The sequence below is a fragment of the Pseudomonas sp. 18173 genome (assembly GCF_050432945.1).
In the GTDB taxonomy this organism is placed as follows: Bacteria; Pseudomonadota; Gammaproteobacteria; order Pseudomonadales; family Pseudomonadaceae; genus Aquipseudomonas.
On the sequence record NZ_JBKFTN010000003.1, the window covers coordinates 271,265 to 298,168 of the forward strand.

The window sequence follows — 26,904 nt, forward strand, 5'->3', positions numbered from 1 at the left end:
AAGAATCGCCCGCCAAAAGCTTTTTGACAGCATCACATTTCAACAGGTTAGAATCGCTGGCACGCGGACTGCATGGTCAGTTTGTGCCCGCCTTTCAGCTTTCTGGAGTACTGCCTTTGAATGCGACGACCATCAACAGCCTGTTCTTGATCGGCGCGTTGCTGGTAGGTGCGAGCATTCTGGTGAGCTCACTGTCATCGCGCCTCGGCATCCCGATTCTGGTGATCATCCTGGCCGTCGGCATGGCGGCCGGCGTCGATGGCGGCGGCATCATTTTCGACAACTACCCCACGGCTTATCTGGTCGGCAACCTCGCGCTGGCAGTCATTCTGCTCGACGGCGGCTTGCGCACCCGGGTGTCGAGTTTCCGCGTGGCGTTATGGCCGGCATTGTCTCTCGCCACCGTCGGGGTGCTGATTACCACCGGACTGACCGGCATGGCGGCCGCATGGCTGTTCAACCTGAACCTGATCCAGGGCCTGCTGATCGGCGCCATCGTCGGTTCCACCGACGCTGCGGCGGTGTTCTCGCTGTTGGGCGGCAAAGGCCTGAACGAACGGGTGACCGCCAGCCTTGAAATCGAATCCGGCAGCAACGACCCGATGGCGGTATTCCTGACCGTCACCCTGATCGACATGCTCGCCAGCGGCCAGACCGGCCTGCACTGGAGCCTGCTGACCCACCTGATCCGCGAGTTCGGCATCGGCAGTGTCATCGGCCTGGGTGGCGGCTGGCTGATGCTGCAACTGGTCAACCGCATCAACCTGGCCACAGGCCTGTATCCGATTCTGGTCATCGCCGGAGGCCTGGTGGTGTTTGCCCTGACCAACGCCCTGCACGGCAGCGGCTTCCTCGCCGTGTACCTTTGCGGCCTGGTGATCGGCAACCGTCCGGTGCGCAGCCGCCACGGCATTCTGCACATGCTTGACGGCATGGCCTGGCTGGCGCAGATCGGCATGTTCCTGGTGCTGGGGCTGCTGGTGACGCCTCACGACCTGCTGCCTATTGCCTTGCCGGCACTGGCATTGGCGCTGTGGATGATTCTGTTCGCCCGGCCACTGTCGGTACTGGTTGGCCTGCTGCCGTTCAAGGCGTTCCATGGTCGCGAGAAAGCGTTCATCTCCTGGGTCGGTTTGCGCGGCGCGGTCCCGATCATTCTGGCGGTGTTCCCGCTGATGGCCGGCCTGCCCAACGCCCAGCTGTACTTCAACCTCGCGTTCTTTATCGTGCTGGTGTCGCTGCTGGTTCAGGGCACGAGCCTGCCGTGGGTCGCCAAGCTGTTGAAGGTGACGGTGCCCCCGGAGCCTGCCCCCATCTCCCGCTCAGCCCTGGAAGTGCATGTCACCAGCGAATGGGAGCTGTTCGTTTATCGCCTCGGCGCGGAAAAATGGTGCATCGGTTCGCACCTTCGTGAGCTGAAAATGCCCGAAGGCACCCGTATCGCTGCCCTGTTTCGTGGCGAGCAACTGCTCCATCCGTCGGGTAGTACGGTGCTGGAAGTCGATGATTTGCTCTGTGTCATCGGCCATGAACACAACCTGCCAGCCCTTGGAAAACTGTTCAGCCAGGCGCCGCAACGAGGTCTGGATCTGCGCTTCTTCGGCGACTTCGTACTGGAAGGAGACGCCCAGCTGGCCGCGGTTGCGGCCCTGTATGGCCTGAAGGTCGAAGGCATCGATCCGGACATGTCCCTGGCCCGCTTCATTGCCCAGAAAGTCGGCGGTGCACCGGTGGTGGGTGACCAGGTGGAATGGAACAACACCATCTGGACCGTGGCGGTCATGGACGGGAACAAGATCGGCAAAGTGGGCGTCAGATTCCCCGAAGGAAGTCGCCCGAGCCCCGGCCTCTTCCTCTAAACTGCTTCCACTATCACTTGCTTGACCGGTCTTTATGCCTAACCTGCGCTCCATTTTCGCCATTGCCCTGCTGGGCTTGAGTCTCTCTGTCGGCCCCCTTGGTTTACCTCAAGCGGCGCAAGCGGCCGAACCGCCCTCCAGCGAAGCCGTGCAGGCGAGCCTGGACAAGATCGCCGACCGCAAATTGCCGGAAGCCGACCAGAAGGCCCTGCAAACCGTCCTGCAAAGCACGCTGACCCAGCTCAACAACAAGCGTGACTACGAGCAGAAGCTGGCCGATCTCAAGCAAACGCTGAGTTCCGCGCCCAAGCAGACACTCGAGAACCAGCGTGAACTGACCCGCCTCAAGGCCAGCACCGTGGTGCCGGCGGCGCAGCGTTTCGCCAAGGAACCGATCCAGCAGCTGGAGCAAATGCTGACCGAGCGCTCCACCCAGCAAAGCGACCTGCAAAAAGCCCTGGGCGATGCCAACAGCCTGATCATCACCGCCCAGACCCGCCCCGAGCGCGCCCAGGCGGAGATATCCAGCAGCCAGACGCGCATTCAGCAGATCAACAACATCCTCAAGAACGGCAAGGACGCCGGCAAGGCCTTGAGCGCCGAGCAGCGCGACCAGCTCAATGCCGAGCTGGCAGCGCTGAACGCCCTGATCCCGCTGCGCCGCCAGGAACTGGCCGGCAATACCCAATTGCAAGACCTCGGCAACAGCCAGCATGACCTGCTCTCGGAGCGTTCCGACCGCCTGGATCGGGAAATCCAGGAACTGCAAACCCTGATCAACCAGAAACGTCTGGCGCTGTCCCAGGAAACGGTCACCCAGCAATCCATCGAAGCGCAGAAGGCTGGCGGCAGCAGCTTGCTGGCCACCGAAAGCGCGGCCAACCTGAAGCTCTCGGACTACCTGCTCAAAAGCACCGACCGCCTCAACGAAGTCACCCAGCAAAACCTGCAGACCAAGCAACAGCTCGACAGCCTGACCCAGAGCGACTCAGCCCTGGACGAGCAAATCAATGTGCTCAAAGGCAGCCTGCTGCTCTCGAAGATTCTCTACAAACAGAAGCAGGCGTTGCCGCGCCTGCGGCTCGACCGCAACCTGGCCGACCAGATCGCCGACATTCGCCTGTATCAGTTCGAAGTCAGCCAGCAACGGGAGTTGCTGAGCAATCCGACTACCTACGTCGATAACCTGTTGTCGACCCAGCCGCCCGAGCAAGTCACGCCGCCGCTGCGCAAAAGCCTGATGGAACTGGCCACCACCCGCGCCGACCTGTTGGAGCGGCTCAATCGCGAACTGAGCGCGGTGCTCAATGAATCCATCACCCTGCAACTGAACCAGAAGCAACTGCTCAGCACGGCACAAAGCCTGCGGGCGACGCTCGATGAGCAGATGTTCTGGATTCCCAGCAACAAGCCGCTGGACCCGGAGTGGTTTCGCAGCGCGCCGGATCGCCTGCAGCGTCAGCTCGACTCACTGCCGGTACTTTCAAGCCTGAGCGAACTGGCTGATGGCCTGACCCAGCGCCCGCTGCTGTTCCTGCCACTGGCACTGCTGATCGGTGCGTTGCTGTGGCGCCGCAAAAGCCTGTACGCGCGCCTGAACAAGGTTCACCAGGACATCGGCCATTTCAAGCGCGACAGCCAGTGGCACACGCCGCAGGCGATTCTGATCAACATCCTTTTGGCGATGCCGGTCTCCCTGGGCCTGGCACTGTGCGGGCTGGCCTTGCAGATCGACGCCCGTGGGCAGAACGCCAATATGGGCGCGGCGCTACTGCAAATGGCCGGGGCCTGGCTGGTGTTCTACACCGCCTACCGGATCCTCGCGCCGGGTGGGGTGGCGGAACTGCATTTCCGTTGGGAAAAGCCCCAGGTGGAATTCCTGCGCAGGTGGATCCGTCGCCTGGGCATGGTGGTCATGGCGCTGGTGACCGTGGTAGCGGTTGCCGAACTGCAACCGGCGGCGCTGGCCGATGACGTGATCGGCATGCCGGTGGTGCTCACCTGCTACGCCTTGATGACCCTGCTGCTCAGCCGTTTGCTCATCAGCAGCCCGACCCACGAAAACGCGCCACTGTTCCGCAAGCTCGTGGGGATCCTGTTTACCGCCCTGCCCGTCGCGCTGTTCGTGGCGGTGTGTTTCGGCTACTACTACACCGCGCTGAAGCTCAGCGACCGCTTGATCAACACGCTGTACCTGCTGATGTTCTGGCTGGTGATCGAAGCCACGTTCGTGCGTGGCCTCAGCGTGGCGGCCCGCCGCCTGGCTTACCAGCGCGCCCTGAGCAAGCGGCTGGCCGCCAAGGAGGCCGGCGACGGCGAAGCGGTGATCGAAGAGCCGACCATGGACATCGAGAAGGTCAACGAACAGTCCCTGCGCCTGATCCGCCTGGCACTGCTCGGCGGCTTCATGGCAGCGCTGTATTGGGTCTGGGCCGACCTGATCACGGTGTTCTCGTACCTGGACAACATCACCCTCTACGAATACACCAGCGGTACCGGCGCCAACATGAGCATGGTGCCGATCAGCATCGGCGACATGCTCGGCGCGCTGATCATCATCGGCATCACCTTCGCCCTGGCGCGCAACCTGCCCGGCCTGCTCGAAGTGTTCGTGCTGTCGAAACTCAACCTGGCCCAGGGCAGCGCCTACGCAACCACCACGTTGCTCTCGTACGTGATTGCCGGCGTCGGCTTCGTCTCGACGCTGTCGACCCTCGGCGTCAGCTGGGACAAGTTGCAGTGGCTGGTGGCGGCGCTGTCGGTCGGTCTCGGTTTCGGTATGCAGGAGATTTTCGCGAATTTCATCTCCGGCATCATGATCCTGTTCGAACGCCCGGTGCGAATCGGCGACACCATCACCATCGGCAACCTGTCGGGCACCGTGAGCAAGATTCGCATCCGCGCCACGACCATCACCGACTTCGACCGCAAGGACATCATCGTCCCGAACAAGACGTTCATTACCGGGCAACTGATCAACTGGTCGCTGACCGACACCATCACCCGGGTGACCCTCAAGCTCGGCGTCGACTACGGCTCGGACCTGGACCTGGTGAAGGAGCTGCTGCTCAAGGCAGCCCGCGACAACCCGCGCGTGCTGAAAGACCCGGAGCCGCATGTGTACTTCCTGAATTTCGGCGAAAGCACCCTGGACCACGAGTTGCGCATGCACGTGCGCGATCTCGGTGACCGCAACCCGGTGCTCGACGAGGTCAACCGCTTCATCAACCGCGAGTTCAAGAAGCAGCACATCAATATCTCGTTCCGGCAGATGGAGGTTTACCTCAAGAACCTGCACGGCCAGGAATACAAGATGGTGCCAATCGAGCCAGAAACGAAAACCATCGTGCCACTGGCCGATGGCAAGCAACCGCCGCAAATGCCGCCCGCCGCCAAACTCGACTAACCGGCCTTTCCCCAGCAGAATGCTCGGACATTCTGCTGGAGCCGGCCCTTGAAAGCCCTCGACGAACTGACCTTCGATAACCGCTACGATCGCCTGGGCGACGCGTTTTCCGCCCATGTGTTGCCCGAGCCCATCGACAATCCGCGCCTGGTGGCGGCCAGCCCCGCCGCCATGGCGCTGCTGGACCTCGATCCGGCCGTGGCCGAAACCCAGGAGTTCGCCGAACTGTTCAGCGGCCACAAGCTCTGGGCCGATGCGATCCCCAGGGCGATGGTCTATTCCGGGCATCAGTTCGGTTCCTACAACCCGCAACTGGGCGACGGTCGCGGCCTGCTGCTGGGCGAGGTGTACAACGAAGCCGGCGAGCACTGGGACCTGCACCTCAAGGGCGCCGGCCAGACACCGTTTTCACGCATGGGCGATGGCCGGGCGGTGCTGCGTTCATCGATCCGCGAATTCCTCGCGTCCGAAGCCCTGAACGCCCTGAACATCCCGACCACTCGCGCCCTCTGCGTGATCGGCTCGGACACTCCGGTGTGGCGCGAAAAACAGGAACGCGCCGCCATGGTCCTGCGCCTGGCACCGAGCCATGTGCGCTTCGGCCACTTCGAATACTTCTACTACACCAAGCGCCCCGAGCAGCAGAAAATACTGGGTGATCACGTACTGGCCATGCACTTCCCGGAGTGTCTGGAGCAGCCGGAACCCTATCTGGCGATGTTCCGCGAAGTGGTCGAGCGCAACGCCGAACTGATTGCCAAGTGGCAGGCCTATGGCTTCTGCCACGGGGTGATGAACACCGACAACATGTCGATCCTCGGCATCACCTTCGACTTCGGCCCGTTCGCTTTCCTCGACGACTTCGACGCCAACTTCATCTGCAATCACTCCGACGACCAGGGCCGTTACTCCTTCAGCAACCAGGTGCCGATTGGCCAGTGGAACCTCAGCGCGTTGGCGCAGGCCCTGACGCCGTTCATCAGCGTCGAAGCCTTGCGCGAAACCCTCGGCCTGTACCTGCCACTGTTCCAGGCCCATTACCTGGACCTGATGCGCCGCCGCCTCGGCCTGACCACTGCCGAAGACGACGACCAGAATTTGCTGGAGCGCCTGCTGCAACTGATGCAAAACAGTGGCGTCGACTACAGCCTGTTTTTCCGTCGCCTGGGTGATGAAGCACCGGAACAGGCCATCACCCGCTTGCGTGATGACTTCGTCGACCTCAAGGGCTTTGATGCCTGGGGCGAGCGCTATGTCGCCCGGGTAGCCCGTGAAGGCGCGCTTGATCAAGAGCAGCGCCGCCAACGAATGCACGCGGTCAATCCGCTGTATATCCTGCGCAATTACCTGGCACAAAAGGCCATCACGGCGGCGGAAAGCGGCGACTACTCGCAAGTCCGCCGACTGCACGCAGTGCTGAGCAATCCGTTCGAGGAACAACCGGGGATGGAAAGCTACGCAGAGAGGCCGCCGGAATGGGGCAAGCACCTGGAGATCAGTTGTTCGTCGTGAGGCACTGCACAATTGAAAATCTGGAGACATGTCTCCAGATAAGGATCATTCGCTTTCGACTGGACGATTTGTCATGACCGAACCACTCCACATCCCCTGCCCCCACTGCAACGGCCTCAACCGCATTCCCGCCGAGCGCCTCAACGATCATCCCAAATGCGGTCGCTGCAAGGCCGAAGTCCTGCTGAACAAGCCGTTTGAATTGAAGCAGGGCGACTACGCCAGCCAGATCAAGGGTGATCTGCCATTGCTGGTGGACGTATGGGCGGACTGGTGCGGGCCGTGCAAGTCGTTTGCACCGGTGTTCGAGCAGGCAGCCGGGCAACTGGCGGGCAAGTGCCGCCTGGCCAAACTGGATAGCGAGGCGAACCAGCAGTTGTCGGCGCAGCTGGGGATTCGCTCGATTCCGAGCCTGATCCTGTTCAAGAACGGCCGGGAAATTGCCCGGCAGAGCGGGGCCTTCCCGTTACCACAACTGATGAGCTGGTTGCGTAGCCAGGGGATCTGAAACACCACACCCCCTGTAGGAGCGAGCTTGCTCGCGATAGCGGTGTATCAGTCAACAGAGATGTTGAATGTGACTCCCTCATCGCGAGCAAGCTCGCTCCTACAGAGTTCTATGCAGTCAGCCAGAATCAGGCGTTTTCCAGCAGGTTGTGCAACTCGACAAACTGCTGGGTCAGCTTGTGCCGCGGGTCGAGATGGATCAGCGGCGTATTGGCCTGATGGGATTCGCGCATGCGTACCGAGCTGGCCAGGTACACCGGCAACACCGGCAGGCCTTCGGCGATCAGTTCGTCGAGAATCTGCTGGGGCAGGCTGGCCCGGGCCTGGAACTGGTTGACGACGATGCCTTCGACTTCCAGGCCTTCGTTATGGTCATCCTTCAACTCTTCGATTTCCGCCATCAGGCCGTACAGTGCCTGGCGCGAAAAACTGTCGCAATCAAAGGGAATCAACACCCGATCGGCGGCGATCAACGCAGAAACCGCATAGAAATTCAACGCCGGCGGGGTATCGAGGTAAATCCGGTCGTAGTCTTCGCTCAGCTCCTCAAGCAACTTACGCAGCTTGTTGATCTTGTGCTTGGCTTCAAGCTTTGGCTGCAAGTCCGCCAGTTCGGCAGTGGCGGTAATGACGTGGAGGTTATCGAACGGGGTTTCGTAGATGTCGACCTGATTCTTCTTGGAGAACGGCCCGGAAGACAGCGTCTGCTTGAAGAAATCGGCGATACCCATCGGGATATCGCTACCGGTGAGCCCCGTCAGGTACTGGGTGGAGTTGGCCTGGGCATCGAGATCCACCAGCAAGGTGCGAAAACCCTCGCTGGCACTGACCGCCGCCAGATTGCAGGCGATGCTGGATTTGCCAACGCCACCTTTCTGATTGAACACCACGCGCCGCATGTCAAAACCCCCGTGTATCAAAGAATGACCGAGTGTAGTGGTCCGCCGCGTTGCTTAGCTACCTTCTCTGTAAAGGGACTACACAGTCAGTTGCTTTCTCCTGCTTGAAAAGCCCTGAACGGCCAGTCGGCCCGACGCAGGAACTGACAGACGGAGTAATGATTTTGTGAATAATTACCAATCGTTCAATTTTTTCAAGCCCGCCGCTTCATCTTGCCGAGCAAAATGTAACCAGCATTTGCTACAGGTTCCCGGCACCGGGATAATGCGCGCCACTCGGCGCCAAACGCCACGCAGAGTGAGTCTCGGCTCTTGGCCACTCCCCGCGTCAAGTAAGCCCGTGAGGGTGGGATGAATGTCTGTGATCAACTTCAACATCGCCCAATGGCGCGCCTGGGCCCCGGGACTTGATAGCGTGGACGACTGGCAGGCCTGGTGCCGACAACCGGTCGTGCTGCCGCACAGCGATGCCGTTCCCGACGTTTCCTTTCTGCCGGCCATGCAGCGCCGTCGGCTCAGCCGCCTGGCGCGGATGGCCTTCCATGTCGGCTGGCCATTGGCCGAAGGCCGGCAGGATCTGCCGTTGGTCTTTGTTTCCCGTCACGGCGAAACGCCCCGTACCGTCGACATTCTCAGTGATCTGGCCGCCGACCAGCCGCTGTCGCCAACCCAGTTCAGCTTGTCGGTGCATAACGCGATTATTGGCCTGTGGTCGATCATGCGCGGTGAAACCAGTGAAATGACGGCCCTGGCCGCCGCAGGCGATGGCCTGGAACACGGCATGCTGGAAGCTGCCGCGCTATTGGCAGAAGGCGCTGGCGCGGTACTGCTGGTGGTCACCGAAGAGCAGCCGCCCGAGGCTTACTCGACCTGGATCGACGACGTGCCGTTCCCTTATGCCGTCGGCCTGCTGATCACTCCGGGTACCGACTGGCAGTTGTCCTTGAACAGCCCCCCGGATGCGTTGTCCAACCCCCGCTGGCCACACGCACTGAACCTGTTGCGCATGCTGCTCGGCCAGCAAACCACCTGCCAACATGCCTGGAAAAATCGTGTATGGACCTGGCAACGCAACCTGTGACCGAGAAAAACCGCGACGCCTATTACTGGCGCTTGCTGGCCACCGCCGCGAGCTTTGCCCTGTTCGGGTTGGGCGGGCTATGCCTGCGCCTGCTGATTTTCCCGTTGCTGAACTGCCTGCCGGGCGATGCCCGGACCCATCGGCTGCGCGCCCGGAACACAGTCAGCCGCTGTTTCTGGATTTTTGTGCGGTTCATGGCCCGTACCGGGGTGCTGACCTACAGCATTGAAGGCGCGGAAAAGCTCGGTCGTCCCGGGCAAATGATCGTTGCCAACCACCCATCGCTGATCGATGTGGTGTTTCTCATCGGCCTGGTGCGTCACGCCAACTGCGTGGTCAAGCAAAGCCTCTGGGAAAACCCTTTCACCCGCGGACCGCTACGCTGCACCGAATACATCAGCAACGACGGCAGCATGGACATGCTCGACGCGGCTGCCGACGCGCTGAAAGACGGCCAGACCCTGATAATCTTCCCCGAAGGGACGCGCACCCGCCCCGGCCAGGCACCGGCCTTTCATCGGGGCGGCGCGGCAATCGCCGTGCGTGGTGCGAAAATCCTCACCCCGGTCATCATCAAGGTCAACCCGACCACATTGACCAAGGCCGAACCCTGGTATCGCATCCCCAAGCGGCGCGTGCACTTCAGTTTTCGGGTCGGGGCCGATATAGACCCACAGGCTTTCGCCAAGCAGGGGCCGCCTCCGCAAGCCTCGCGCAAGCTCAACGATCATTTGCATTCTTACTTCATCAAGGAGCTCGCCGAAGATGAGCGATCTGAACACCCCTAGCCTGGTGCTGGAAATCAAAGAGCTGATCATCGAAGCCTTGGGCCTCGAAGACATCAGCGCCCAAGACATCGGCAACGAACAGACGCTATTCGGCGAAGGCCTGGGCCTGGACTCGGTGGACGCCCTCGAACTGGGCCTGGCCATCCAGAAAAAGTACGGCATCAAGATCGACGCCGATGCCAAAGACACACGTAACCACTTCAGCAACGTGGCGAGCCTTGCGGCGTTCGTCACCGCAAAACAGGCAGCTTGAGACCGGACCATGCAAACTCGTGACGACATTTTCAACACCCTGCGCGATACCCTGGTCGAGCTGTTCGAACTGGACCCCGAGCGTGTGAGCCTGGATTCCAACCTGTATCAGGACCTGGAAATCGACAGCATCGACGCGGTCGACCTGATTGATCACATCAAACGTCAGACCGGCAAGAAAATCGCCGCCGAAGAATTCAAATCGGTGCGTACCGTCAGTGACGTGGTCGAGGCGGTCTATCGTCTGGTTCAACCGGCCGCATGAGTCGACTGATTGGCCTTGGCCTGCTGCTGGCAGGCCTCTTGTATCCCTTTGCGGTGTATTTCGGCATGGAGCATTTCGCCCCCTGGCAGTTCGGCCTGCTGCTGGGCGGACTGTGGCTGGCCCGGGCGCTGACCGGCAAACGACGGCCCGGCAGCCTGTGGATGGCAGTGGTGGCCATGGTGTTCTGCCTGTTGCTGGCACTGTTCGACAGCCCGGCGCTGCTGCGCTGGTATCCGGTACTGATCAGCGTATTCATGTTGGTGCTGTTCGGCTCGAGCCTGACATTCGGCCCACCGATCGTTGAACGCCTGGCCCGGGTACGCGAACCACAATTGCCGGCCGAGGGCATTCGCTATACCCGCCAGGTGACCATCGCCTGGAGTGTTTTTTTTCTATGCAACGGTTTGTGTGCCGCCGCCCTGACCCTTTGGGCGCCGCTGAGCTGGTGGACGTTGTACACCGGTCTGATTTCCTACGGATTGATAGGCCTGATGTTTGCCATTGAATGGCTCATACGAATAAGGGTACGAGGCCACCCATGAATTGGATAAAACTTGAGCACCTGCTGCTCAAGGCCCAACCGGACCGTGCCGTAACAACCGGTCCGGCACTGGATCACGCCCGCCTGTGCGAACAGGCGCTGCGCCTGGCTGCCGGCCTGCAAGCCCGGGGCGCGCGGCAGATAGCCGTGCACCTTGAGGATGCGGCCGACCTGGCGGTCGCGTTGCTTGGCGCCTGGCGTGCCGGGGTCAGCGTGCTGCTGCCGTCCGACCTGCAACCGCAGACCCGTCAGCGCTGGTCAGGCGAAGTCGATCTGTGGCTGAGCGATCAGCCCGACGATGCGCACCTGAGTGATTTTCGTCATCCGCCACTGGATGCGGCGGCGCTGGACCTCGATCTGTGCCAACTCAGCCTGTGCACATCGGGCTCCAGTGGCGAACCCAAGCGTATCGAAAAACACCTGCGCCAACTGGCCAACGAAGTCGAAGCCCTGGAACAGCTGTGGGGCCCGGGCCTGGGCCCGGCGTGCATCATTGGCAGCGTCGCCACCCAGCACATCTACGGTCTGTTGTTCCGGGTGCTGTGGCCGCTGTGCGCCGGGCGCCCGTTCGTACGTCGGCAATTGGCCTTTCCGGAAGACCTGCAACGCGCCAGCCGCGAGTACCCGGCCTTCGCCTGGGTGGCCAGCCCGGCGCTGCTCAAGCGCATGGGCGACAACCTCGACTGGCCGGCCTTGAGCGCCGTGCGCCGGGTGTTTTCCTCCGGCGGCGCATTGCCGGTCGAGGCCGCAAAGGGCCTGCATGAGCGCCTGGGGCAATGGCCAACGGAAATTTTCGGCAGTTCGGAAACCGGTGGCATCGCCTGGCGTCAGGGCGAAGAACTCTGGCAGCCGTTTGCCGATGTCTCGCTGACTCAAGACAGCGATGGTGCGCTGTTGATCGCGTCACCCTACTTGCCTGACGGCCATGTCGAACAGACTGCCGATTCGGCGCGCATCGCCGCCGATGGTCGCTTCGAATTGCTCGGGCGACTGGACCGGATCGTCAAGCTGGAAGAAAAACGCATCTCGCTGCCGATGCTGGAACAGGCGCTGATGAGCCATGAATGGGTCGTCGAAGCGCGGCTCGGCGTCGTTCAGGAAAACCGCGCGTCCCTGGGCGCGTTGCTGGTGCTGAGCGAGGCCGGTTTGCATGTGCTGCGCAATCAGGGTCGACGCAGCCTCACCGAGTCACTGCGCCAACACCTGAGCCAACACTGCGAAGCCCTGGCCCTGCCAAGACGCTGGCGCCTGCTACGACAACTGCCGCTGAACGCCCAGGGCAAACTGCCCCAGGCCGACGTCAACGCCCTGCTGTTGGCGCCTCGCCCTAAAGCCCCGGAGGTGCTGGAGCAAGTCGAAAGCGATGGCGAGTGGAGCCTGCAACTGGCCGTACCACCGGACCTGGCCTATTTCAGCGGCCACTTTCCCAAGGTACCGGTATTGCCAGGCGTGGTGCAGGTGGAATGGGCGATGAGCCTGGGCCAGCAATTGATGAACCTGCCGAAAAAATTCGCCGGCATGGAAGTCTTGAAGTTCCAGCAACTGGTGCGCCCTGGAGATGAAATCCAGCTGCACCTGCGCTTCGACCCGGCGCGCGGCAAATTGTATTTTGCCTACCGCAACGAAACCGCCACCTGCTCAAGTGGGCGGATCTTGCTGGAGGCGGCCAATGCATAAGCTGAGTGAGTGCTGCGCACTCAATCGCGAGCAGGCTCGCTCCCACATGGGGTCTGCGGTGCTCGCTAATCCAGTGTGGGAGCGAACCTGCTCGCGAAGCAGACGCCTCGGTCTTTCAGGTGCACACCAACATGCATAGCCCCTGCGCCATCGTCCCGGTGTACAACCACGAGAGCGCCATCACCACGGTGGTCGACGCCCTGATCGCCAGCAACCTGCCGTGCATTCTGGTGGACGATGCCAGTAGCCCGCGCTGCGCCCGGGTACTGGATCGCCTGGCCCAGCGTGAAATGGTCTACCTGATCCGACTCGCCGAAAACCAGGGCAAGGGTGGCGCAGTCATGACCGGCATGCGCGAAGCGTCGCGCCTGGGTTTCAGCCATGCCTTGCAGGTGGACGCCGATGGCCAGCACGATTTGCAGGACATCACACGCTTCATCGAACAATCTCGCCGCCACCCGCAGGCGGTGATTTGCGGTTATCCGCAATATGACGCCAGCGTGCCGAAAGGCCGTCTGTATGCGCGCTACCTGACTCACGTCATGGTCTGGATCAACACCCTGTCGTTGCAGATTCGCGACTCCATGTGCGGTTTCCGGGTTTACCCGTTGCCACCGGTTCTGGCGCTGATCGATTCAGCGAAAATCGGCAAGCGCATGGACTTCGACTCGGACATCCTGGTGCGCCTGGCCTGGCGCAATCAGCCGATGCAATGGCTGCAAACCAAGGTCCATTACCCGCTGGACGGCGTTTCACATTTTCGGATGTTCCACGACAACGTGCTGATTTCCAGCATGCATACGCGGCTGTTCTTCGGCATGTTGCTGCGTGCGCCGGTGATCCTCTGGCGACGGTGGCGGGCATGAGTGCAGACAGGCAACACTGGGCCGACCGCAAGGAGCGCGGCAGTTTCTGGCTGATGAAGCTCACCGCATTCGGCGCCAAGGTGCTGGGCCGGCGGCTGCTGAGCCCGCTGCTGTATGGCATCGTCCTGTATTTTTTCCTGTTCGGCCGCAGCGCCCGCAAAAGTGCCTGGCAATACCAGCAACGCCTGGCCGACTGGAGCGGTCGCAGCGAACTGCGCCCGAACCACTGGCGCGTGTTCGGCCAGTTCATGGCCTTCGCCGACTCCATGCTCGACAAACTCGATGTCTGGAACGGCAGGCTGAGCATCGAACAGATCGAAATCGTCGACCCGGCGCTGCTGCGCGATCAGTTGCGCGGTGCCCGCGGGCAGATGCTGGTGGGCGCGCACCTGGGCAATCTGGAAGTCTGCCGCGCATTGGCGGAGCTCGGCGAGAAAGTCACGATGAACGTGCTGGTGCACACCAAGCACGCCGAACAGTTCAACCGTTTGCTGGGTGAAGCCGGGGCAACCAATTTGCGCCTGATTCAGGTCAGCGAACTGGATCCAGGGATCATGCTACAACTGAGTGAACGCCTGGAGCGTGGCGAGTGGCTGGCGATTGCCGGCGATCGCGTGCCGCTGCATGGCGGGCGCAGCGTGACCGTGGATTTCCTCGGTCATCCGGCCAGGTTCCCCCAGGGCCCCTGGCTGCTGGCCGGCCTGCTGAAATGCCCGATCAACCTGCTGCTGTGCCTGAAAAAGCCCGACGGCGACTATCGACTGACCATTGAACCGTTCGCTGACGCAATCACCTGGAAGCGCAGCGACCGCGAGCAGGTCATTCATCAGTGGGCCACCCGCTATGCCGGGCGCCTGAGTCACTATTGCCTCGAAGCGCCCCGACAATGGTTCAACTTTTACCCTTTCTGGAAGACCGATGACGACGCCAACGCTTGAGCCGGTAACCTTCGGCGAACTCCCTTTGCGCATCGAAGACGTGCTGGCCCTGGCCAACCGCCAGGCGCCGACGCAGTTGCAGAGCGACCCTGAGTACCGTGAACGCATCGCCAAGGGCGCGCGCTTCCTGGACTCCCTGCTGGACAAGGAAGGCGTGATCTATGGCGTGACCACCGGTTATGGCGACTCCTGCGTGGTCGCGGTACCGCTGCATCACGTCGAAGCACTGCCCCGTCATCTGTTTACCTTCCACGGCTGCGGGCTGGGCAAACTGCTCGACGCCCAGGCCACCCGTGCGGTATTGGCCGCGCGCTTGCAGTCGTTGTGCCACGGTGTTTCCGGGGTGCGCGTGGAGCTCTTGGAGCGCCTGCAGGCGTTCCTTGAACACGACATCCTGCCGCTGATCCCGGAGGAAGGTTCGGTGGGCGCCAGCGGTGACCTGACGCCGCTTTCGTACGTTGCCGCCACGCTGTCCGGCGAACGCGAAGTGATGTTCCGCGGCGAACGCCGGCAAGCTGCCGACGTGCACCGCGAACTCGGCTGGCAGCCACTGGTGCTGCGTCCGAAAGAAGCCCTGGCATTGATGAACGGCACCGCCGTGATGACCGGTCTGGCGTGCCTGGCCTACGCCCGCGCCGATTACCTGCTGCAACTGGCCACGCGCATCACCGCGCTCAATGTCGTCGCCCTGCAAGGCAATCCGGAGCACTTCGACGAGCGCCTGTTCGCCGCCAAGCCACATCCGGGGCAGATGCAGGTCGCCGCGTGGTTGCGCAAGGATCTGGCCATCGACGCACCGACCGCCCCCCTGCATCGCCTGCAAGACCGTTATTCCCTGCGCTGCGCACCCCACGTGCTGGGCGTGCTGGCCGACAGCCTGAACTGGCTGCGCTCGTTCATCGAGATCGAGCTCAACAGCGCCAACGACAACCCGATCATCGACGCCGAAGCCGAGCGCGTGCTGCACGGCGGGCACTTCTACGGCGGGCACATCGCCTTCGCCATGGACAGCTTGAAAAACCTCGTGGCCAACGTCGCCGACCTGCTGGACCGGCAACTCGCGCTGCTGGTGGATGAGCGCTACAACCATGGCCTGCCGAGCAACCTGTCCGGCGCCACGGCGGACCGCGCCATGCTCAACCACGGTTTCAAGGCGGTGCAGATCGGCACCAGCGCCTGGACCGCCGAAGCACTGAAGAACACCATGCCGGCCAGCGTCTTTTCGCGCTCCACCGAATGCCACAACCAGGACAAAGTGAGCATGGGCACCATTGCCGCCCGGGATGCGATCCGCGTGCTGGAACTCACCGAACAGGTGGCGGCCGCCACGCTGCTGGCAGCCAATCAGGGCGTCTGGCTGCGCGCCCAGGCCGAAGATGCACGACCACTGCCACCCGCCCTGGCCGCCATGCACGAAGCACTGGCCAGGGATTTCCCGCCGGTCATCGAAGACCGCGCGCTGGAAGGCGAATTGCGCCTGTGCCTGCAACGCATCGCCGAACAACACTGGAGGCTGCATGCGTAGCAAGGGGTTCCTGCACACCGACACGGAAATCGTCGTACCGTTCTTTGACGTCGACAGCATGCACGTGGTCTGGCACGGCCATTACGTCAAATACCTGGAAGTCGCCCGCTGTGCGCTGCTGGACCGGATCGGCCACAACTACACGGCGATGAACGAGTCAGGCTACGCGTGGCCGGTGATCGACCTGCAATTGCGCTACGTGCGCGGCGCGGTGTTCGGCCAGAAACTCAACGTGCGCGCCAACCTGGTGGAGTGGGAGAACCGTTTGAAGATCAACTACCTGATCAGCGATCTGCAAACCGGTGAACGCTTGACCCGGGCCCTGTCGATACAGGTCGCCGTCGACCTCGCCAGCCGCGAGATGCAACTGGCCTCGCCGACTGTGTTCACCGACGCCGTAGAGAGAGCTCTGCGATGAATCACAGTCCTTCCCGCTCCCCTGTAGGAGCGAGCTTGCTCGCGATGGTCGTCAACGATAACGCTGGGTATCTGACACCCCGTGGCGCCCTCAGGTTTTTCGCGAGCAAGCTCGCTCCTACAGTCTTTTGCGTGTTACTGGGCATTCCTGGGCTGGCCAACGCCTTCGATCTGCAACAACTCAGCGATCAACTGGCCAGGCCCGAAGTCATCCACGGCAATTTCATCCAGGAAAAACACCTGCGCGCCCTGCCCCAGCCGCTGGTCAGCAAGGGCACGTTCGTCCTGGCAAAAAACCACGGCTTGTTGTGGCTGCTCAAAACGCCACTGCAACAGGACTATCGCATCAACGCCAAGGGCATTGCCCGACGTGACGGTATTGTCTGGCAAATGCTGCCGGGCAAAAGCGCCGGTGCCGAGCAGAACCGTTTGTTCCTGGCCGTGCTGCAAGGCGACAGCAGCGGCCTGCAACGGGATTTCGAGTTGTCCCTGAGCGGCGATGCGCAGAACTGGAAGCTCACGCTGGTGCCGCGCTCGATGTTGCTCAAGCAGGTGTTCAACCAGATCAACATTGCTGGCGCAGAACTGGTGCACAGCATCGAACTGCTCGAAACCCAGGGCGACAGTACTGTGTTGCGCATGCAGGACAGCACCGCCACCCAACCGTTGAGCGACGCGGAGCAACATGACTTTGCCGAGTGAACGGTTCCTGCCACGGCTGTTTCTGATCCTGTTGCTGGCAGTGCTCGCGCTCGCCGGTTGGCAATGGCGTGACGGCGCGCCACTGTCGGCCAATCTGATGGAGCTGGTGCCCGGCACGGCGCCCGATGCCCTGGAACTGCGCGCCGAACAACGCATGCAAGAACCACTGAATCGAGAAATGCTGGTGCTGGTCGGCCACACCGATCGCCAGCAGGCCGTCGCCATGGCGCAAGCCCTCGGCGAGCAATGGCAGGCCAGCGGATTGTTCGAAAAGGTCCAGTGGACCCTGCAAGCCGACTTGCCGGCGCTGCGCACGCAATTGCTGCAAGGTCGCCTGGCGATGCTCTCGGCGGCGGACCGACAACTGCTGGTCGAGCACCCTGATCTCTTTGTCCAGCAACGGGTGCAGGCCTTGTTCGACCCGTTCAACGGTTACAGCCTGGTGCCGAGCCAGGATGACTGGCTGGGCCTGACCGGGCGCATCCAGAACAGCCAGCCGCAACGCGGTTCGGTGCAACTGGACATCGGTAGCGGCGCCTTGATTGCCGATGCCGATGGCAAGAGCTGGGTGCTGCTGCGCGCACGCACCACCGGCAACGCCTTCGACATGAACCTGCCGCTGCAAGTGGCCGACCTGCTCAAGCACAGCCGCGAAGAAGCCGCACGACACCACGTGCAACTACTCGCCGCCAGCGGCTTGCTGTACGCAGCCAACGGGCAACAGCAGGCCACCCGGGAGATGACCTGGGTCGGTGGCGGCGCCACCCTCGGGATTCTGTTGTTGCTGCTACTGGCCTTCCGGCGCTGGCGCGTCTTGCTGGCGTTCGTGCCGGTGCTGGTGGGCATGCTCTTCGGTGCGGTGGCCTGCGTGGCGTCGTTCGGCCATATGCACGTGATGACACTGGTGCTGGGCTCGAGCCTGATCGGTGTCGCAGTCGATTACCCGCTGCACTACCTGTCCAAGAGCTGGAGCCTGAAACCCTGGCACAGCTGGCCCGCCCTGCGCCTGACCCTGCCCGGGTTGACGCTGAGCCTGATCACCAGCGGTATCGGCTACCTGGCCCTGGCCTGGACACCCTTCCCGGCGCTGACCCAGATCGCCGTGTTCTCTGCCGCCGGCTTGCTTGGCGCCTATCTGTCCGCCGTGTGCCTGCTGCCGGCCTTGCTCAAGGGCGTGGACCTGCGCCCGGCACAGTGGCCATTGCGCGCTTGTGTGTTTTTGCTGGACTGCCGCGAAGCGCTGCTCAGACTGGCGAAAACACCGGTCCTGCTGGCGCTGCTGATCGCCTTTTGCGTGGGCGGCCTGTTACAGCTCAACAGCAAGAACGACATCCGCCAGTGGATCGGCGCCCCCCAGCAATTGACCGACGAAGCCCGGACCATTGCGCGGATTACCGGCTATCAACCCACCAGCCAGTTCTTCCTGATACGCGCCGCCAACCAGCAGCAACTGCTCGAGCGCCAGACCGCCCTGAACGAGCGACTGGACCAATTGATCGGCCTGGAAAAGCTCCAGGGTTATCTGTCGCTCAATCAACTGGTCAGCCCGCCGAACGTCCAGCAACAGGTGCGCGAAGCGTTGAACAGACTGCCGTCGCTCTGGCAACCGTTGCTCGACATCGGCATTCCGGGCGAGGCGCTGCAAGCCGAGTTGACCAAGCTGCAGGCATTGCCGACCGTGGACATCGACGCAGCGCTCACCGGCCCGTTGGCAGAGCCCTACCGGGCCCTGTGGCTGGGGCCGACCGATGACGGCGTGGCGGCGATGGTCAGCCTGCAAGGCATCAACAACCCGGCCCTTCTGCGGCTCCAGGGTGAGGACCTGCCCGGCGTGACACTGGTGGATCGACTGGGTGAATTGAACAATGTCTTCGCGGCCACTCAAATCAGCGCCGCAGAACTGAAACTCGCCTCCTGCGTGCTGATCGTGCTGGTGCTGATCCTGCCCTTCGGTCTCGGCGGTGCGTTGCGCATCGTGTCCCTGCCGCTGCTGGCGGCCTTGTGCAGCCTGGCCAGCCTCGGCTGGCTGGGGCAACCGTTGACCCTGTTCAGCCTGTTCGGCCTGCTGCTGGTGACGGCGATCAGCGTCGACTACGCGATCCTGATGCGCGAACAGGTCGGCGGCGCGGCCGTGAGCCTGCTCGGCGCCCTGCTGGCGGCGTTGACCACTTGGCTGTCGTTCGGCCTGCTGGCGGTGTCGAGCACTCCGGCGGTGAGCAACTTCGGGCTGTCGGTGAGCCTGGGCCTGATCTTCAGCTTCCTGCTCGCGCCATGGGCCGGTCGACAGGTGCATGAGCCCGCGACCGTGGAGCGTGCAACGTGATGGTCGTGCTGTTCTGGGCAATGGCGCTGGCGTTGTTCGCGGTGGCGACCCGTGTCGGCCGGCATTTCGGTTTGATTCCCATCGTCAGCCAGTTGTTGCTGGCGACCCTCGGCTTGCCGCTGTTGATGTATTTCTGGATCGAGCCGAACTGGCAATTGAGCGGTGCGCAACTGGTGTCGCCGGGCTGGCTGAAGAACGTCTACAGCCTGAGCTTTGCCCTGTTGCTGGGCTACATCCTCAGCGATGTGATCGACCTGCACCTGGATCGCCAAAGCCTGAAAATAGCCCTGCCCAGCTTTTGCGTCCCGTTTGCCTGTGGCCTGGCCACGGCCGTCTGGTTGCTGGCGCCGCAACCCTGGATCAGTTCGCTGGCCGTCGGCCTGTTGTTCGCCATCACCGCGATTCCGGTGTTGTACCTGTACCTGCGGCACATCGATTACCCACCCGCCGCCACCCGGCGCTTGGTGCAAACCGCAATCCTCATCGACCTCGCCTGCTGGACCCTGTTCGGCATTGCCCAGGGCAGCCTGCACCTGGGCAGCCTGTTGCTGCCACTGGCCGGCGCCTGCCTGCCGGTACTGCTGCGGCTGCTGGGCCTGCGCCAGACGTGGCTCTACAGCCTGGGCTTTTTCGCCCTGCTGGTGGTCGCTGAACACTACAAGCTCAATGCGCTGATATTCGGCATCGGTTATGTGCTGATCATGGCCGCACTGAAGGCGCCGCTGGTGCTGCCGTTGCCGGCCGTGTGGATGAGTCGTTTGCAGACGTACATCGCCATTCCGTTGATCCTCACGTTCGGCATCGTGCAGATCAACGTGCACAGCGCGCTGGACAGCCTCGGCTGGATGCAATTGGCGGCCCTGCTGCTGTTGCCGATGCTCAGCAAACTGCTGGGCAACTGGCTCGGTCTCGGCTGGGCCGGGGCCTCGTTCAAAGGCGCCAGCCGCTGGCGGGAAAGTGTGCTGCTGAACATCCGTGGCCTGAGCGAGATCGTTTTTCTCAACCTGCTGCTGCAACAGCAACTCATCAGCCCGCCGCTGTACTTTGCCCTGATGCTGATGGGCCTGATCGCCACGCTGCTGCCGGCCCTGACCGGCATGCACCGAATCCCCCTGAAAACCGCTGTCCCGGCAAGGAGCCCCCATGCCAACCGTTGAAATGGAAAATCGCCAGGTCGTGGTCATCGGCGCCGGTCCTTCCGGTGCCATCGCCGCCGCGTTGCTCAAGCGCAAGGGACACGATGTGCTGGTGATCGAGCGTCAGCATTTTCCACGGTTTTCCATCGGTGAAAGCCTGTTGGCCCATTGCCTGGACTTCGTCGAAGAGGCGGGCATGCTCGACGCCGTCAACGCAGCTGGCTTCCAGTTGAAAACCGGTGCAGCGTTTGCCTGGGGCGAACGTTACAGCGCGTTCGATTTTGGCGAGACGTTCAGCCACGGCAAATCGACGACATTTCAGGTCCAGCGCGCCGACTTCGACAAGCTGCTGGCTGACCAGGCCACGCTGCAAGGCGTCGAGATCCGCTATGGCGAAACCATCGTCAGCGTCGACATTGATCCGGAAAAACCGCAGCTCGGTGTGCGCCGCGAAGACGGCAGCGAGTACCGCATCGAGGCCGGCTTCCTGCTCGACGCAAGTGGCTACGGCCGCGTGCTGCCGCGCTTGCTCGACCTGGAGGCGCCGTCGAACTTCCCGGTGCGCCAGGCCGTGTTCACCCACGTCGAAGACCGTATCGACCACCCGGCCTTCGACCGCAGCAAGATCCTCGTGACCACTCATCCGACCCAGCGCGACGTGTGGTTCTGGACCATCCCGTTCAGCAACGGGCGCTGCTCGGTCGGCGTGGTTGCCGCCGAGGAACGGTTCGCCGGCCGCAGCGACAACCTGGACGAGTGCCTGCGCGGCTTTATCGCCGAGACGCCAAGCCTGGCCGGCGTGTTGCAAAATGCGCAGTGGGACACCGCGGCCCGCACCATCGGCGGTTACTCGGCCAACGTCAAAACCCTGCACGGCCGGGGCTTCGCGCTGCTGGGCAATGCCGCGGAATTCCTCGACCCGGTGTTTTCCTCCGGCGTGACGATCGCCATGCGTTCGGCGAGCATGGCCGCCGGAGTATTGCACCGCCAGCTGCAAGGCGAAGCCGTCGACTGGCAAACCGAGTTCGCCGAACCGCTCAAGCGCGGCGTCGACACGTTCCGTTGCTATGTCGAAGGCTGGTACGCCGGGACTTTCCAGGATGTGATTTTCCATGAGAGCAGTTCGCCGGAAATCCGCGGGATGATCAGCTCCATACTTGCCGGATATGCCTGGGACCCGCGCAACCCGTTCGTCAGCGAAGCCCGGCGCCGGTTGAAGGTAATATCAGAGTTCTGTGCAAGGGATGCGTCATGAACGACTTGAGCGACACTTACGTCGAGGAAACCCGTTTCGGCTTGTGGTTCCTGCGCAGCCGGATCTGGCAACACTATGTGCTGCGGGCGGCAATCGACGATTTGCGCAACCTGTTCAGCGAAGCGCTGCCTGCCGGCCCGGTGCTGCTGGATGCCGGTTGTGGCCAGGGCAAGTCATTCCCCCTGCTGCGCCAGGCCTTTGCGCCCTCGCGCCTGATCGGCATCGATGCCGACCCGCAGAGCCTGGCCCAGAGCGCCGAAGAAGCGGCCCGCCAGGGCATGGACGTGGAGTTGATCGGCAGTGACTGCGCCAGCCTCAAGCTGCCGGACGCCAGTATCGACCTGCTGTTCTGTCACCAGACCTTCCATCACCTGGTGGAGCAGGAGCAGGCACTGGCCGAGTTCTACCGCGTGCTCAAGCCCGGCGGTTATCTGCTGTTCGCCGAATCCACCGAGGCTTACATTGATACCTGGGTGATCCGCTGGTTGTTCCGCCACCCCATGCACGTGCAGAAAAGCGCTGAGCAGTATCTGCAAATGATTCGCCGGCAGGGTTTCGAATTTACCGCGCAAAACGTGTCTTATCCGTACCTGTGGTGGAGTCGTGCCACGGATTTCGGCCTGCTGGAACATTTGGGTGTGTGCAAGCCGAAACCCTTTGGCCAACGGGAAGAAACCCTGGTGAATGTGGTGGCGCGCAAACCTTTTGAAGGAACTGTGTGATGTTCATTGCCAGTCGCTCGAAGCACAAAATCTGTGGGAGCGGGCTTGCTCGCGAAAGCGGTGGGTCAGCCGACATCAGTGTTGAAAGTACTGCCGTCTTCGCGAGCAAGTCGAATCGTCGCACCGCCGCTCCCACATGGATCGCAGGCATCTTACTGCTCACTGCAACCCTGCTACTGAGCGCCTGCACCAGCCGGGCACCGCTGCCCGAGAAAATCCCGGATCTGCCGTTGCCGATGCAACTGCACATCCAGCGCCTGCAGGACGACAAACGGCAGGACTGGGTGCTGGTGATCCAGCGCGAGGAGCCGGGTATTCGCTGGTCGATGATGGACCTGCTGGGCATTCCCCAGGCTCGCCAGAAACTGATCGATAAAACCTGGGAGTCCGACGGCTTTTTGCCACCCAACCCGGAAGCCCGGGAGCTGTTCGCGGCGCTGCTGTTTGCGCTGACGCCCAAGGATGAACTGGCGACCAACTATCCCACTGCCTGGCAGCACGGCACACAACGGTCCCTGCCCGAGCGCTGGGACATACGCTACGCACAACTGCAGAATTTTGAATTGAAGTTTCCGAAAGGTCCGACCTATCAAGTCACGCCCCTGAGCGGTGAAGCGCCATGACGGCCTACCTCAATGCCCTCGGCCTGGTCTGCGCGCTGGGCCGCGACAGGCAAGAGGTTGCCCGCAACCTGTTTGCCGGCGACTGTGGCGGCATGCGCGAACAAGCCGGGTGGGTGCCGCAACGCACGCTGCCGGTAGGAGCGGTCATGGGCAAGCTGGCAACCCTGCCAGCTGACATGTCGCACCATCACAGTCGCAACAATCAGCTGCTGCTGGAAGCTACGCTGCAAATCCAAGCAGACATCGACAGCGCGATCCAGACCTACGGCCGCGATCGCATCGGCGTCGTGCTGGGCACCAGCACCTCGGGTATCGACGAGGCCAGCCAGGGCCTGGCGCATTACCTGCGCGAAAAGCAGTTCCCTGCCGAGTACGACTATCAGCAACAGGAACTCGGGGCGCCGGCCAACTTCCTCGCCGAGTGGCTGCAATTGAGCGGCCCGGCCTATGTCATCTCCACGGCCTGCACCTCCAGTGCCCGAGCCCTGATGAGCGCCCGGCGCCTGTTGGACCTGGGCATTTGCGACGCGGTGCTGTGCGGCGGCGTCGACACCTTGTGCAAGCTGACCCTCAACGGTTTCTCTGCGCTGGAAGCGGTCTCGCAACAGCGTTGCAATCCGTTTTCGGTGAACCGCAACGGCATCAACATTGGCGAAGCGGCAGTGCTGTTCCTGATGACCAGGCGTGCAGGCGACAGCCAGCCGATTGCCTTGCTTGGCAGCGGCGCCAGCTCCGATGCGCATCACATTTCCGCCCCGGAGCCGACGGGTCGTGGCGCCCTGCAGGCCATGCGCAAGGCCCTGGGTCGCGCCAACCTGCAACCGCAGCAGATCGCTTATCTGAACCTGCACGGCACTGCCACCCAGCACAACGACGCCATGGAAAGCCAGGCCGTGGCAACGCTGTTCCCGGCCGGCGTGCCCTGTTCGTCGAGCAAACCCATGACCGGCCACACCCTCGGCGCCGCCGGGGCGCTGGAAGCGGCGTTCTGCTGGTTGAGCCTGAGCCCGGACAATCGCGAGCATGCCCTGCCGCCGCACGTCTGGGACGGGCAGCCCGACCCCGAACTGCCGCCGCTGCAATGGGTGACCCCGGCCACTCGCCTGACGTCCATTGCACCCCGCTACCTGATGAGCAATTCCTTCGCCTTCGGTGGCAACAACGTCAGCCTGATTATCGGAGACGCCCCATGATTGACTGGCCGCTCGCCGAACTGCTGCCCCACGCTGGCGACATGATCCTCATCGATCAGATCCTGGCGTTCGATGAAGAGCAGATTCACACCCGCCTGACCGTCAAGCCCGATGGCCTGTTCAGTCTCCCCGACGGCAGCCTGCCGGCCTGGGTCGGCATCGAACTGATGGCGCAGAGCGTGGCCGCCTTTGCCGGCTGCCAAGCGCGTCAGCGCGGTGATGCGGTGGAATTGGGCTTCCTGCTCGGCAGCCGCAAGTTCGAATGCAACGTTGAAAGCTTTCCGGCCGGCACCGAGTTGACCATCCACGGGATCCGCTCGCTGGAAGACGATAACGGCATGGGCGTGTTCGAATGCCACATCAACGCCCAGGGGATCCACGCCACCGCCCGTCTGAATGTGTATCGCCCACCCCAGGCCGCTCAATATCTCCATGAACCCGAAGGAGTCCAGTCATGACTGAATCCGTACTGGTCACCGGTTCCAGCCGTGGCATCGGCCGCGCCATCGCCTTGCGTCTGGCCCGGGCCGGGCACGACATCGTGCTGCATTGCCGCAGCGGCCTGGCCGACGCCGAAGCCGTCAAGGCCGAAGTCGAGGCCTTGGGCCGTCGTGCGCGGATCCTGCAGTTCGACGTGGCCGACCGCGCCCGTTGCAAGGAAATTCTCGAAGCAGACGTGGAAACCCACGGTGCCTATTACGGCGTCGTGCTCAACGCCGGCCTGACCCGCGACGGTGCTTTTCCGGCCTTGAGCGAGGAAGACTGGGATGTGGTGATGCGCACCAACCTCGACGGCTTCTACAACGTGCTGCACCCGGTGATGATGCCGATGATTCGTCGGCGCGCCGCCGGGCGGATTGTCTGCATCACCTCGGTGTCCGGGCTGATCGGCAACCGTGGCCAGGTCAACTACAGCGCCTCCAAGGCCGGGTTGATCGGCGCGGCCAAGGCATTGGCGATTGAGTTGGGCAAGCGCAAAATCACCGTCAACTGTGTCGCACCCGGCCTGATCGACACCGCCATGCTCGACGAAAACGTACCGCTGGAAGAACTGATGAAAATGATCCCCGCACAACGCATGGGCACCCCTGAAGAGGTGGCCGGTGCGGTGAATTTCCTGATGTCGGCGGAAGCCTCGTACATCACCCGGCAGGTTCTGGCCGTCAATGGAGGCCTGTGCTGATGAAGCGCGTCGTCGTCACCGGCATGGCCGGCATCACCTCACTGGGCAGCGATTGGGAGACCATCGCCGGCAACTTCGCGGCCAACCGCAGCGGCATCCGCCGGATGGACGAGTGGGATCGTTTCACCGAACTCAACACGCGCCTGGCCGGCCCCATCGATGACTTCAAGGTGCCGAGCCACTGGACCCGCAAGCAACTGCGCAGCATGGGCCGGGTTTCACGGCTTGCCGTGGGTGCGGCAGAGATGGCGCTGGCCGACGCCGGCCTGTTGGGCGACGAGTCGATCAAGGACGGGCGCATGGGCGTCGCCTGCGGCTCCTCCACCGGCAGCACCGACGAGATCAAGGCATTCGGCAACATGCTGCTCAACTCGGTGGCCGAAGGCCTGAACGCCAACTCCTACGTGCGGATGATGCCGCACACCACCGCGGCGAACATCAGCATCTTCTTCGGCCTCACCGGTCGCCTGATTCCCACCTCCAGCGCCTGCACCAGCGGCAGCCAGGGCATCGGCTATGCCTACGAAGCCATCAAGTTCGGGCGCCTGCCACTGATGCTCGCTGGCGGCGCCGAAGAACTGTGCCCGACCGAAGCCATGGTCTTCGACGCGCTCTACGCCACCAGCCTGAAGAACGACACCCCGCAACGCAGCCCGCGCCCTTACGACAGCGCACGCGACGGCCTGGTGATCGGCGAAGGCGGCGGCATGCTGGTGCTCGAAGAACTGGAGCACGCCCTGGCCCGTGGCGCACGCATCCATGCCGAAATCGTCGGTTTTGGCAGCAACGCCGACGGCCAGCACACCACCCGTCCCGAACAAGTCACCATGCGCCGGGCCATGGAACTGGCCCTGGAAGACGCCGGGCTGAAACCGTCGGACATCGGCTACGTCAACGGCCACGGCACCGCCACCGAACAGGGCGACATCGCCGAAACCCTGGCCACCAGCAGCCTGTTCGGCGAGCACATGCCGATCAGCTCGCAAAAAAGCTTCCTCGGCCACACCCTCGGCGCCTGTGGTGCTTTGGAGTCCTGGTTCAGCATCGAAATGATGAACCGCGACCTCTACGTGCACACCTTCAACCTCGACGAAGTCGACCCGCACTGCGGCAGACTCGACTACCTGCGCGGCGAGTTTCGGCAGATGAGCAACCGGTACGTGATGAACAACAACTTTGCGTTTGGCGGGGTGAATACGTCGCTGATTTTCAAGCGCTGGCCGTAACCTGAAAT

At 62.6% G+C, this 26,904-nt stretch carries 25 protein-coding genes; 24 read left to right on the top strand and 1 reads right to left on the bottom strand.

All coding sequences use genetic code 11. The annotated features are described in order from the left end of the window. Positions 1 to 116 precede the first annotated feature (116 nt). The 4 genes from ACLD1X_RS05075 (at position 117) to trxC (ending at position 7,285) form a co-directional block, all read left to right on the top strand. Positions 117 to 1,859 carry a potassium/proton antiporter gene (locus ACLD1X_RS05075; protein ID WP_429366393.1) on the top strand — a complete coding sequence of 581 codons (1,743 nt, stop codon included), beginning with the start codon at positions 117 to 119 and terminating at the stop codon, positions 1,857 to 1,859. A 34-nt stretch (positions 1,860 to 1,893) separates the two neighbouring features. After that, positions 1,894 to 5,265, top strand: coding sequence for a mechanosensitive channel MscK (gene mscK / locus ACLD1X_RS05080; protein WP_429366394.1), 3,372 nt, complete (start codon positions 1,894 to 1,896; stop codon positions 5,263 to 5,265). Positions 5,266 to 5,313: 48 nt separating this feature from the next. Next, positions 5,314 to 6,777: a protein adenylyltransferase SelO gene (gene selO, locus ACLD1X_RS05085; protein ID WP_429366395.1), complete on the top strand. Its 1,464-nt coding sequence runs from the start codon at positions 5,314 to 5,316 to the stop codon at positions 6,775 to 6,777. Positions 6,778 to 6,850: 73 nt separating this feature from the next. Further along, positions 6,851 to 7,285 (top strand): thioredoxin TrxC, encoded by a 435-nt coding sequence (gene trxC, locus ACLD1X_RS05090; protein WP_429366396.1) that lies wholly within the window; start codon positions 6,851 to 6,853, stop codon positions 7,283 to 7,285. A gap of 127 nt (positions 7,286 to 7,412) precedes the next feature. Here the strand turns inward: trxC and ACLD1X_RS05095 are convergent, their stop codons facing one another. Further along, entirely contained in the window at positions 7,413 to 8,183 is a 771-nt protein-coding gene (locus ACLD1X_RS05095) for a ParA family protein (protein ID WP_015093167.1), read from the bottom strand. Between the two features lie 355 nt (positions 8,184 to 8,538). Here ACLD1X_RS05095 and ACLD1X_RS05100 point away from each other — a divergent pair, with 355 nt between their 5' ends. The 20 genes from ACLD1X_RS05100 to ACLD1X_RS05195 all read left to right on the top strand — a co-directional run bounded on the left by ACLD1X_RS05100 (position 8,539) and on the right by ACLD1X_RS05195 (position 26,896). Beyond that, positions 8,539 to 9,264: a beta-ketoacyl synthase chain length factor gene (locus ACLD1X_RS05100; RefSeq protein WP_429366397.1), complete on the top strand. Its 726-nt coding sequence runs from the start codon at positions 8,539 to 8,541 to the stop codon at positions 9,262 to 9,264. Further along, positions 9,240 to 10,052 (top strand): lysophospholipid acyltransferase family protein, encoded by an 813-nt coding sequence (locus tag ACLD1X_RS05105; RefSeq protein WP_429366398.1) that lies wholly within the window; start codon positions 9,240 to 9,242, stop codon positions 10,050 to 10,052. Before ACLD1X_RS05100 ends, ACLD1X_RS05105 begins: the two co-directional genes overlap by 25 nt. Continuing rightward, positions 10,030 to 10,305, top strand: a complete 276-nt coding sequence (locus tag ACLD1X_RS05110) for a phosphopantetheine-binding protein (RefSeq protein WP_429366399.1) — start codon at positions 10,030 to 10,032, stop codon at positions 10,303 to 10,305. The genes ACLD1X_RS05105 and ACLD1X_RS05110 overlap by 23 nt, the downstream gene beginning before the upstream one ends. A 9-nt stretch (positions 10,306 to 10,314) precedes the next feature. Further along, positions 10,315 to 10,569 carry an acyl carrier protein gene (locus tag ACLD1X_RS05115; RefSeq protein WP_429366400.1) on the top strand — a complete coding sequence of 85 codons (255 nt, stop codon included), beginning with the start codon at positions 10,315 to 10,317 and terminating at the stop codon, positions 10,567 to 10,569. Continuing rightward, a complete protein-coding gene (locus ACLD1X_RS05120) occupies positions 10,566 to 11,111 on the top strand; it encodes a hypothetical protein (RefSeq protein ID WP_429366401.1) in 546 nt (181 codons plus the stop codon). The genes ACLD1X_RS05115 and ACLD1X_RS05120 overlap by 4 nt, the downstream gene beginning before the upstream one ends. Further along, on the top strand, positions 11,108 to 12,787 hold the full coding sequence (locus ACLD1X_RS05125; RefSeq protein WP_429366402.1) for an AMP-binding protein: 1,680 nt from the start codon (positions 11,108 to 11,110) through the stop codon (positions 12,785 to 12,787). The genes ACLD1X_RS05120 and ACLD1X_RS05125 overlap by 4 nt, the downstream gene beginning before the upstream one ends. Positions 12,788 to 12,918: 131 nt before the next feature. Further along, entirely contained in the window at positions 12,919 to 13,653 is a 735-nt protein-coding gene (locus tag ACLD1X_RS05130) for a glycosyltransferase family 2 protein (RefSeq protein ID WP_429366403.1), read from the top strand. Beyond that, positions 13,650 to 14,591 (top strand): glycosyl transferase, encoded by a 942-nt coding sequence (locus tag ACLD1X_RS05135; protein WP_429366404.1) that lies wholly within the window; start codon positions 13,650 to 13,652, stop codon positions 14,589 to 14,591. The genes ACLD1X_RS05130 and ACLD1X_RS05135 overlap by 4 nt, the downstream gene beginning before the upstream one ends. After that, positions 14,572 to 16,116 carry an HAL/PAL/TAL family ammonia-lyase gene (locus ACLD1X_RS05140; RefSeq protein WP_429366405.1) on the top strand — a complete coding sequence of 515 codons (1,545 nt, stop codon included), beginning with the start codon at positions 14,572 to 14,574 and terminating at the stop codon, positions 16,114 to 16,116. Before ACLD1X_RS05135 ends, ACLD1X_RS05140 begins: the two co-directional genes overlap by 20 nt. Further along, complete coding sequence (locus tag ACLD1X_RS05145) at positions 16,109 to 16,534, top strand: acyl-CoA thioesterase (RefSeq protein ID WP_429366406.1); 426 nt, start codon at positions 16,109 to 16,111, stop codon at positions 16,532 to 16,534. The genes ACLD1X_RS05140 and ACLD1X_RS05145 overlap by 8 nt, the downstream gene beginning before the upstream one ends. After that, positions 16,531 to 17,235: an outer membrane lipoprotein carrier protein LolA gene (locus ACLD1X_RS05150; RefSeq protein WP_429366407.1), complete on the top strand. Its 705-nt coding sequence runs from the start codon at positions 16,531 to 16,533 to the stop codon at positions 17,233 to 17,235. Before ACLD1X_RS05145 ends, ACLD1X_RS05150 begins: the two co-directional genes overlap by 4 nt. Then, on the top strand, positions 17,219 to 19,558 hold the full coding sequence (locus ACLD1X_RS05155) for an MMPL family transporter (RefSeq protein WP_429366408.1): 2,340 nt from the start codon (positions 17,219 to 17,221) through the stop codon (positions 19,556 to 19,558). Before ACLD1X_RS05150 ends, ACLD1X_RS05155 begins: the two co-directional genes overlap by 17 nt. Further along, the gene (locus tag ACLD1X_RS05160) at positions 19,558 to 20,715 is read left to right on the top strand and encodes a sodium:proton antiporter (RefSeq protein ID WP_429366462.1); all 1,158 of its coding nucleotides are present in this window, start codon (positions 19,558 to 19,560) and stop codon (positions 20,713 to 20,715) included. Before ACLD1X_RS05155 ends, ACLD1X_RS05160 begins: the two co-directional genes overlap by 1 nt. Then, positions 20,702 to 21,949, top strand: a complete 1,248-nt coding sequence (locus ACLD1X_RS05165; protein ID WP_429366409.1) for an NAD(P)/FAD-dependent oxidoreductase — start codon at positions 20,702 to 20,704, stop codon at positions 21,947 to 21,949. Before ACLD1X_RS05160 ends, ACLD1X_RS05165 begins: the two co-directional genes overlap by 14 nt. Next, positions 21,946 to 22,671: a class I SAM-dependent methyltransferase gene (locus ACLD1X_RS05170; RefSeq protein ID WP_429366410.1), complete on the top strand. Its 726-nt coding sequence runs from the start codon at positions 21,946 to 21,948 to the stop codon at positions 22,669 to 22,671. The genes ACLD1X_RS05165 and ACLD1X_RS05170 overlap by 4 nt, the downstream gene beginning before the upstream one ends. Beyond that, positions 22,671 to 23,294, top strand: a complete 624-nt coding sequence (locus tag ACLD1X_RS05175; protein ID WP_429366411.1) for a hypothetical protein — start codon at positions 22,671 to 22,673, stop codon at positions 23,292 to 23,294. Before ACLD1X_RS05170 ends, ACLD1X_RS05175 begins: the two co-directional genes overlap by 1 nt. Further along, positions 23,291 to 24,487 (top strand): beta-ketoacyl-[acyl-carrier-protein] synthase family protein, encoded by a 1,197-nt coding sequence (locus ACLD1X_RS05180; protein ID WP_429366412.1) that lies wholly within the window; start codon positions 23,291 to 23,293, stop codon positions 24,485 to 24,487. The genes ACLD1X_RS05175 and ACLD1X_RS05180 overlap by 4 nt, the downstream gene beginning before the upstream one ends. Continuing rightward, positions 24,484 to 24,945, top strand: coding sequence for a hotdog family protein (locus ACLD1X_RS05185; RefSeq protein WP_429366413.1), 462 nt, complete (start codon positions 24,484 to 24,486; stop codon positions 24,943 to 24,945). Before ACLD1X_RS05180 ends, ACLD1X_RS05185 begins: the two co-directional genes overlap by 4 nt. Continuing rightward, the gene (gene fabG / locus ACLD1X_RS05190) at positions 24,942 to 25,670 is read left to right on the top strand and encodes a 3-oxoacyl-ACP reductase FabG (protein WP_429366414.1); all 729 of its coding nucleotides are present in this window, start codon (positions 24,942 to 24,944) and stop codon (positions 25,668 to 25,670) included. The genes ACLD1X_RS05185 and fabG overlap by 4 nt, the downstream gene beginning before the upstream one ends. Then, positions 25,670 to 26,896: a beta-ketoacyl-ACP synthase gene (locus ACLD1X_RS05195; protein WP_429366415.1), complete on the top strand. Its 1,227-nt coding sequence runs from the start codon at positions 25,670 to 25,672 to the stop codon at positions 26,894 to 26,896. The genes fabG and ACLD1X_RS05195 overlap by 1 nt, the downstream gene beginning before the upstream one ends. Positions 26,897 to 26,904 lie beyond the last annotated feature (8 nt).

Coding starts and splice junctions, on each gene's coding strand:
- ACLD1X_RS05175 (WP_429366411.1), top strand. CDS start 22,671: ATGTTCATTGCCAGTCGCTCGAAGCACAAAATCTGTGGGAGCGGGCTT.
- ACLD1X_RS05120 (WP_429366401.1), top strand. CDS start 10,566: ATGAGTCGACTGATTGGCCTTGGCCTGCTGCTGGCAGGCCTCTTGTAT.
- ACLD1X_RS05150 (WP_429366407.1), top strand. CDS start 16,531: ATGAATCACAGTCCTTCCCGCTCCCCTGTAGGAGCGAGCTTGCTCGCG.
- ACLD1X_RS05160 (WP_429366462.1), top strand. CDS start 19,558: ATGGTCGTGCTGTTCTGGGCAATGGCGCTGGCGTTGTTCGCGGTGGCG.
- ACLD1X_RS05125 (WP_429366402.1), top strand. CDS start 11,108: ATGAATTGGATAAAACTTGAGCACCTGCTGCTCAAGGCCCAACCGGAC.
- trxC (WP_429366396.1), top strand. CDS start 6,851: ATGACCGAACCACTCCACATCCCCTGCCCCCACTGCAACGGCCTCAAC.
- ACLD1X_RS05110 (WP_429366399.1), top strand. CDS start 10,030: ATGAGCGATCTGAACACCCCTAGCCTGGTGCTGGAAATCAAAGAGCTG.
- mscK (WP_429366394.1), top strand. CDS start 1,894: ATGCCTAACCTGCGCTCCATTTTCGCCATTGCCCTGCTGGGCTTGAGT.
- ACLD1X_RS05095 (WP_015093167.1), bottom strand. CDS start 8,183: ATGCGGCGCGTGGTGTTCAATCAGAAAGGTGGCGTTGGCAAATCCAGC.
- ACLD1X_RS05155 (WP_429366408.1), top strand. CDS start 17,219: ATGACTTTGCCGAGTGAACGGTTCCTGCCACGGCTGTTTCTGATCCTG.
- ACLD1X_RS05135 (WP_429366404.1), top strand. CDS start 13,650: ATGAGTGCAGACAGGCAACACTGGGCCGACCGCAAGGAGCGCGGCAGT.
- ACLD1X_RS05115 (WP_429366400.1), top strand. CDS start 10,315: ATGCAAACTCGTGACGACATTTTCAACACCCTGCGCGATACCCTGGTC.
- ACLD1X_RS05180 (WP_429366412.1), top strand. CDS start 23,291: ATGACGGCCTACCTCAATGCCCTCGGCCTGGTCTGCGCGCTGGGCCGC.
- fabG (WP_429366414.1), top strand. CDS start 24,942: ATGACTGAATCCGTACTGGTCACCGGTTCCAGCCGTGGCATCGGCCGC.
- ACLD1X_RS05145 (WP_429366406.1), top strand. CDS start 16,109: ATGCGTAGCAAGGGGTTCCTGCACACCGACACGGAAATCGTCGTACCG.
- ACLD1X_RS05105 (WP_429366398.1), top strand. CDS start 9,240: ATGGACCTGGCAACGCAACCTGTGACCGAGAAAAACCGCGACGCCTAT.
- ACLD1X_RS05195 (WP_429366415.1), top strand. CDS start 25,670: ATGAAGCGCGTCGTCGTCACCGGCATGGCCGGCATCACCTCACTGGGC.
- ACLD1X_RS05100 (WP_429366397.1), top strand. CDS start 8,539: ATGTCTGTGATCAACTTCAACATCGCCCAATGGCGCGCCTGGGCCCCG.
- ACLD1X_RS05130 (WP_429366403.1), top strand. CDS start 12,919: ATGCATAGCCCCTGCGCCATCGTCCCGGTGTACAACCACGAGAGCGCC.
- ACLD1X_RS05185 (WP_429366413.1), top strand. CDS start 24,484: ATGATTGACTGGCCGCTCGCCGAACTGCTGCCCCACGCTGGCGACATG.
- ACLD1X_RS05140 (WP_429366405.1), top strand. CDS start 14,572: ATGACGACGCCAACGCTTGAGCCGGTAACCTTCGGCGAACTCCCTTTG.
- ACLD1X_RS05165 (WP_429366409.1), top strand. CDS start 20,702: ATGCCAACCGTTGAAATGGAAAATCGCCAGGTCGTGGTCATCGGCGCC.
- ACLD1X_RS05170 (WP_429366410.1), top strand. CDS start 21,946: ATGAACGACTTGAGCGACACTTACGTCGAGGAAACCCGTTTCGGCTTG.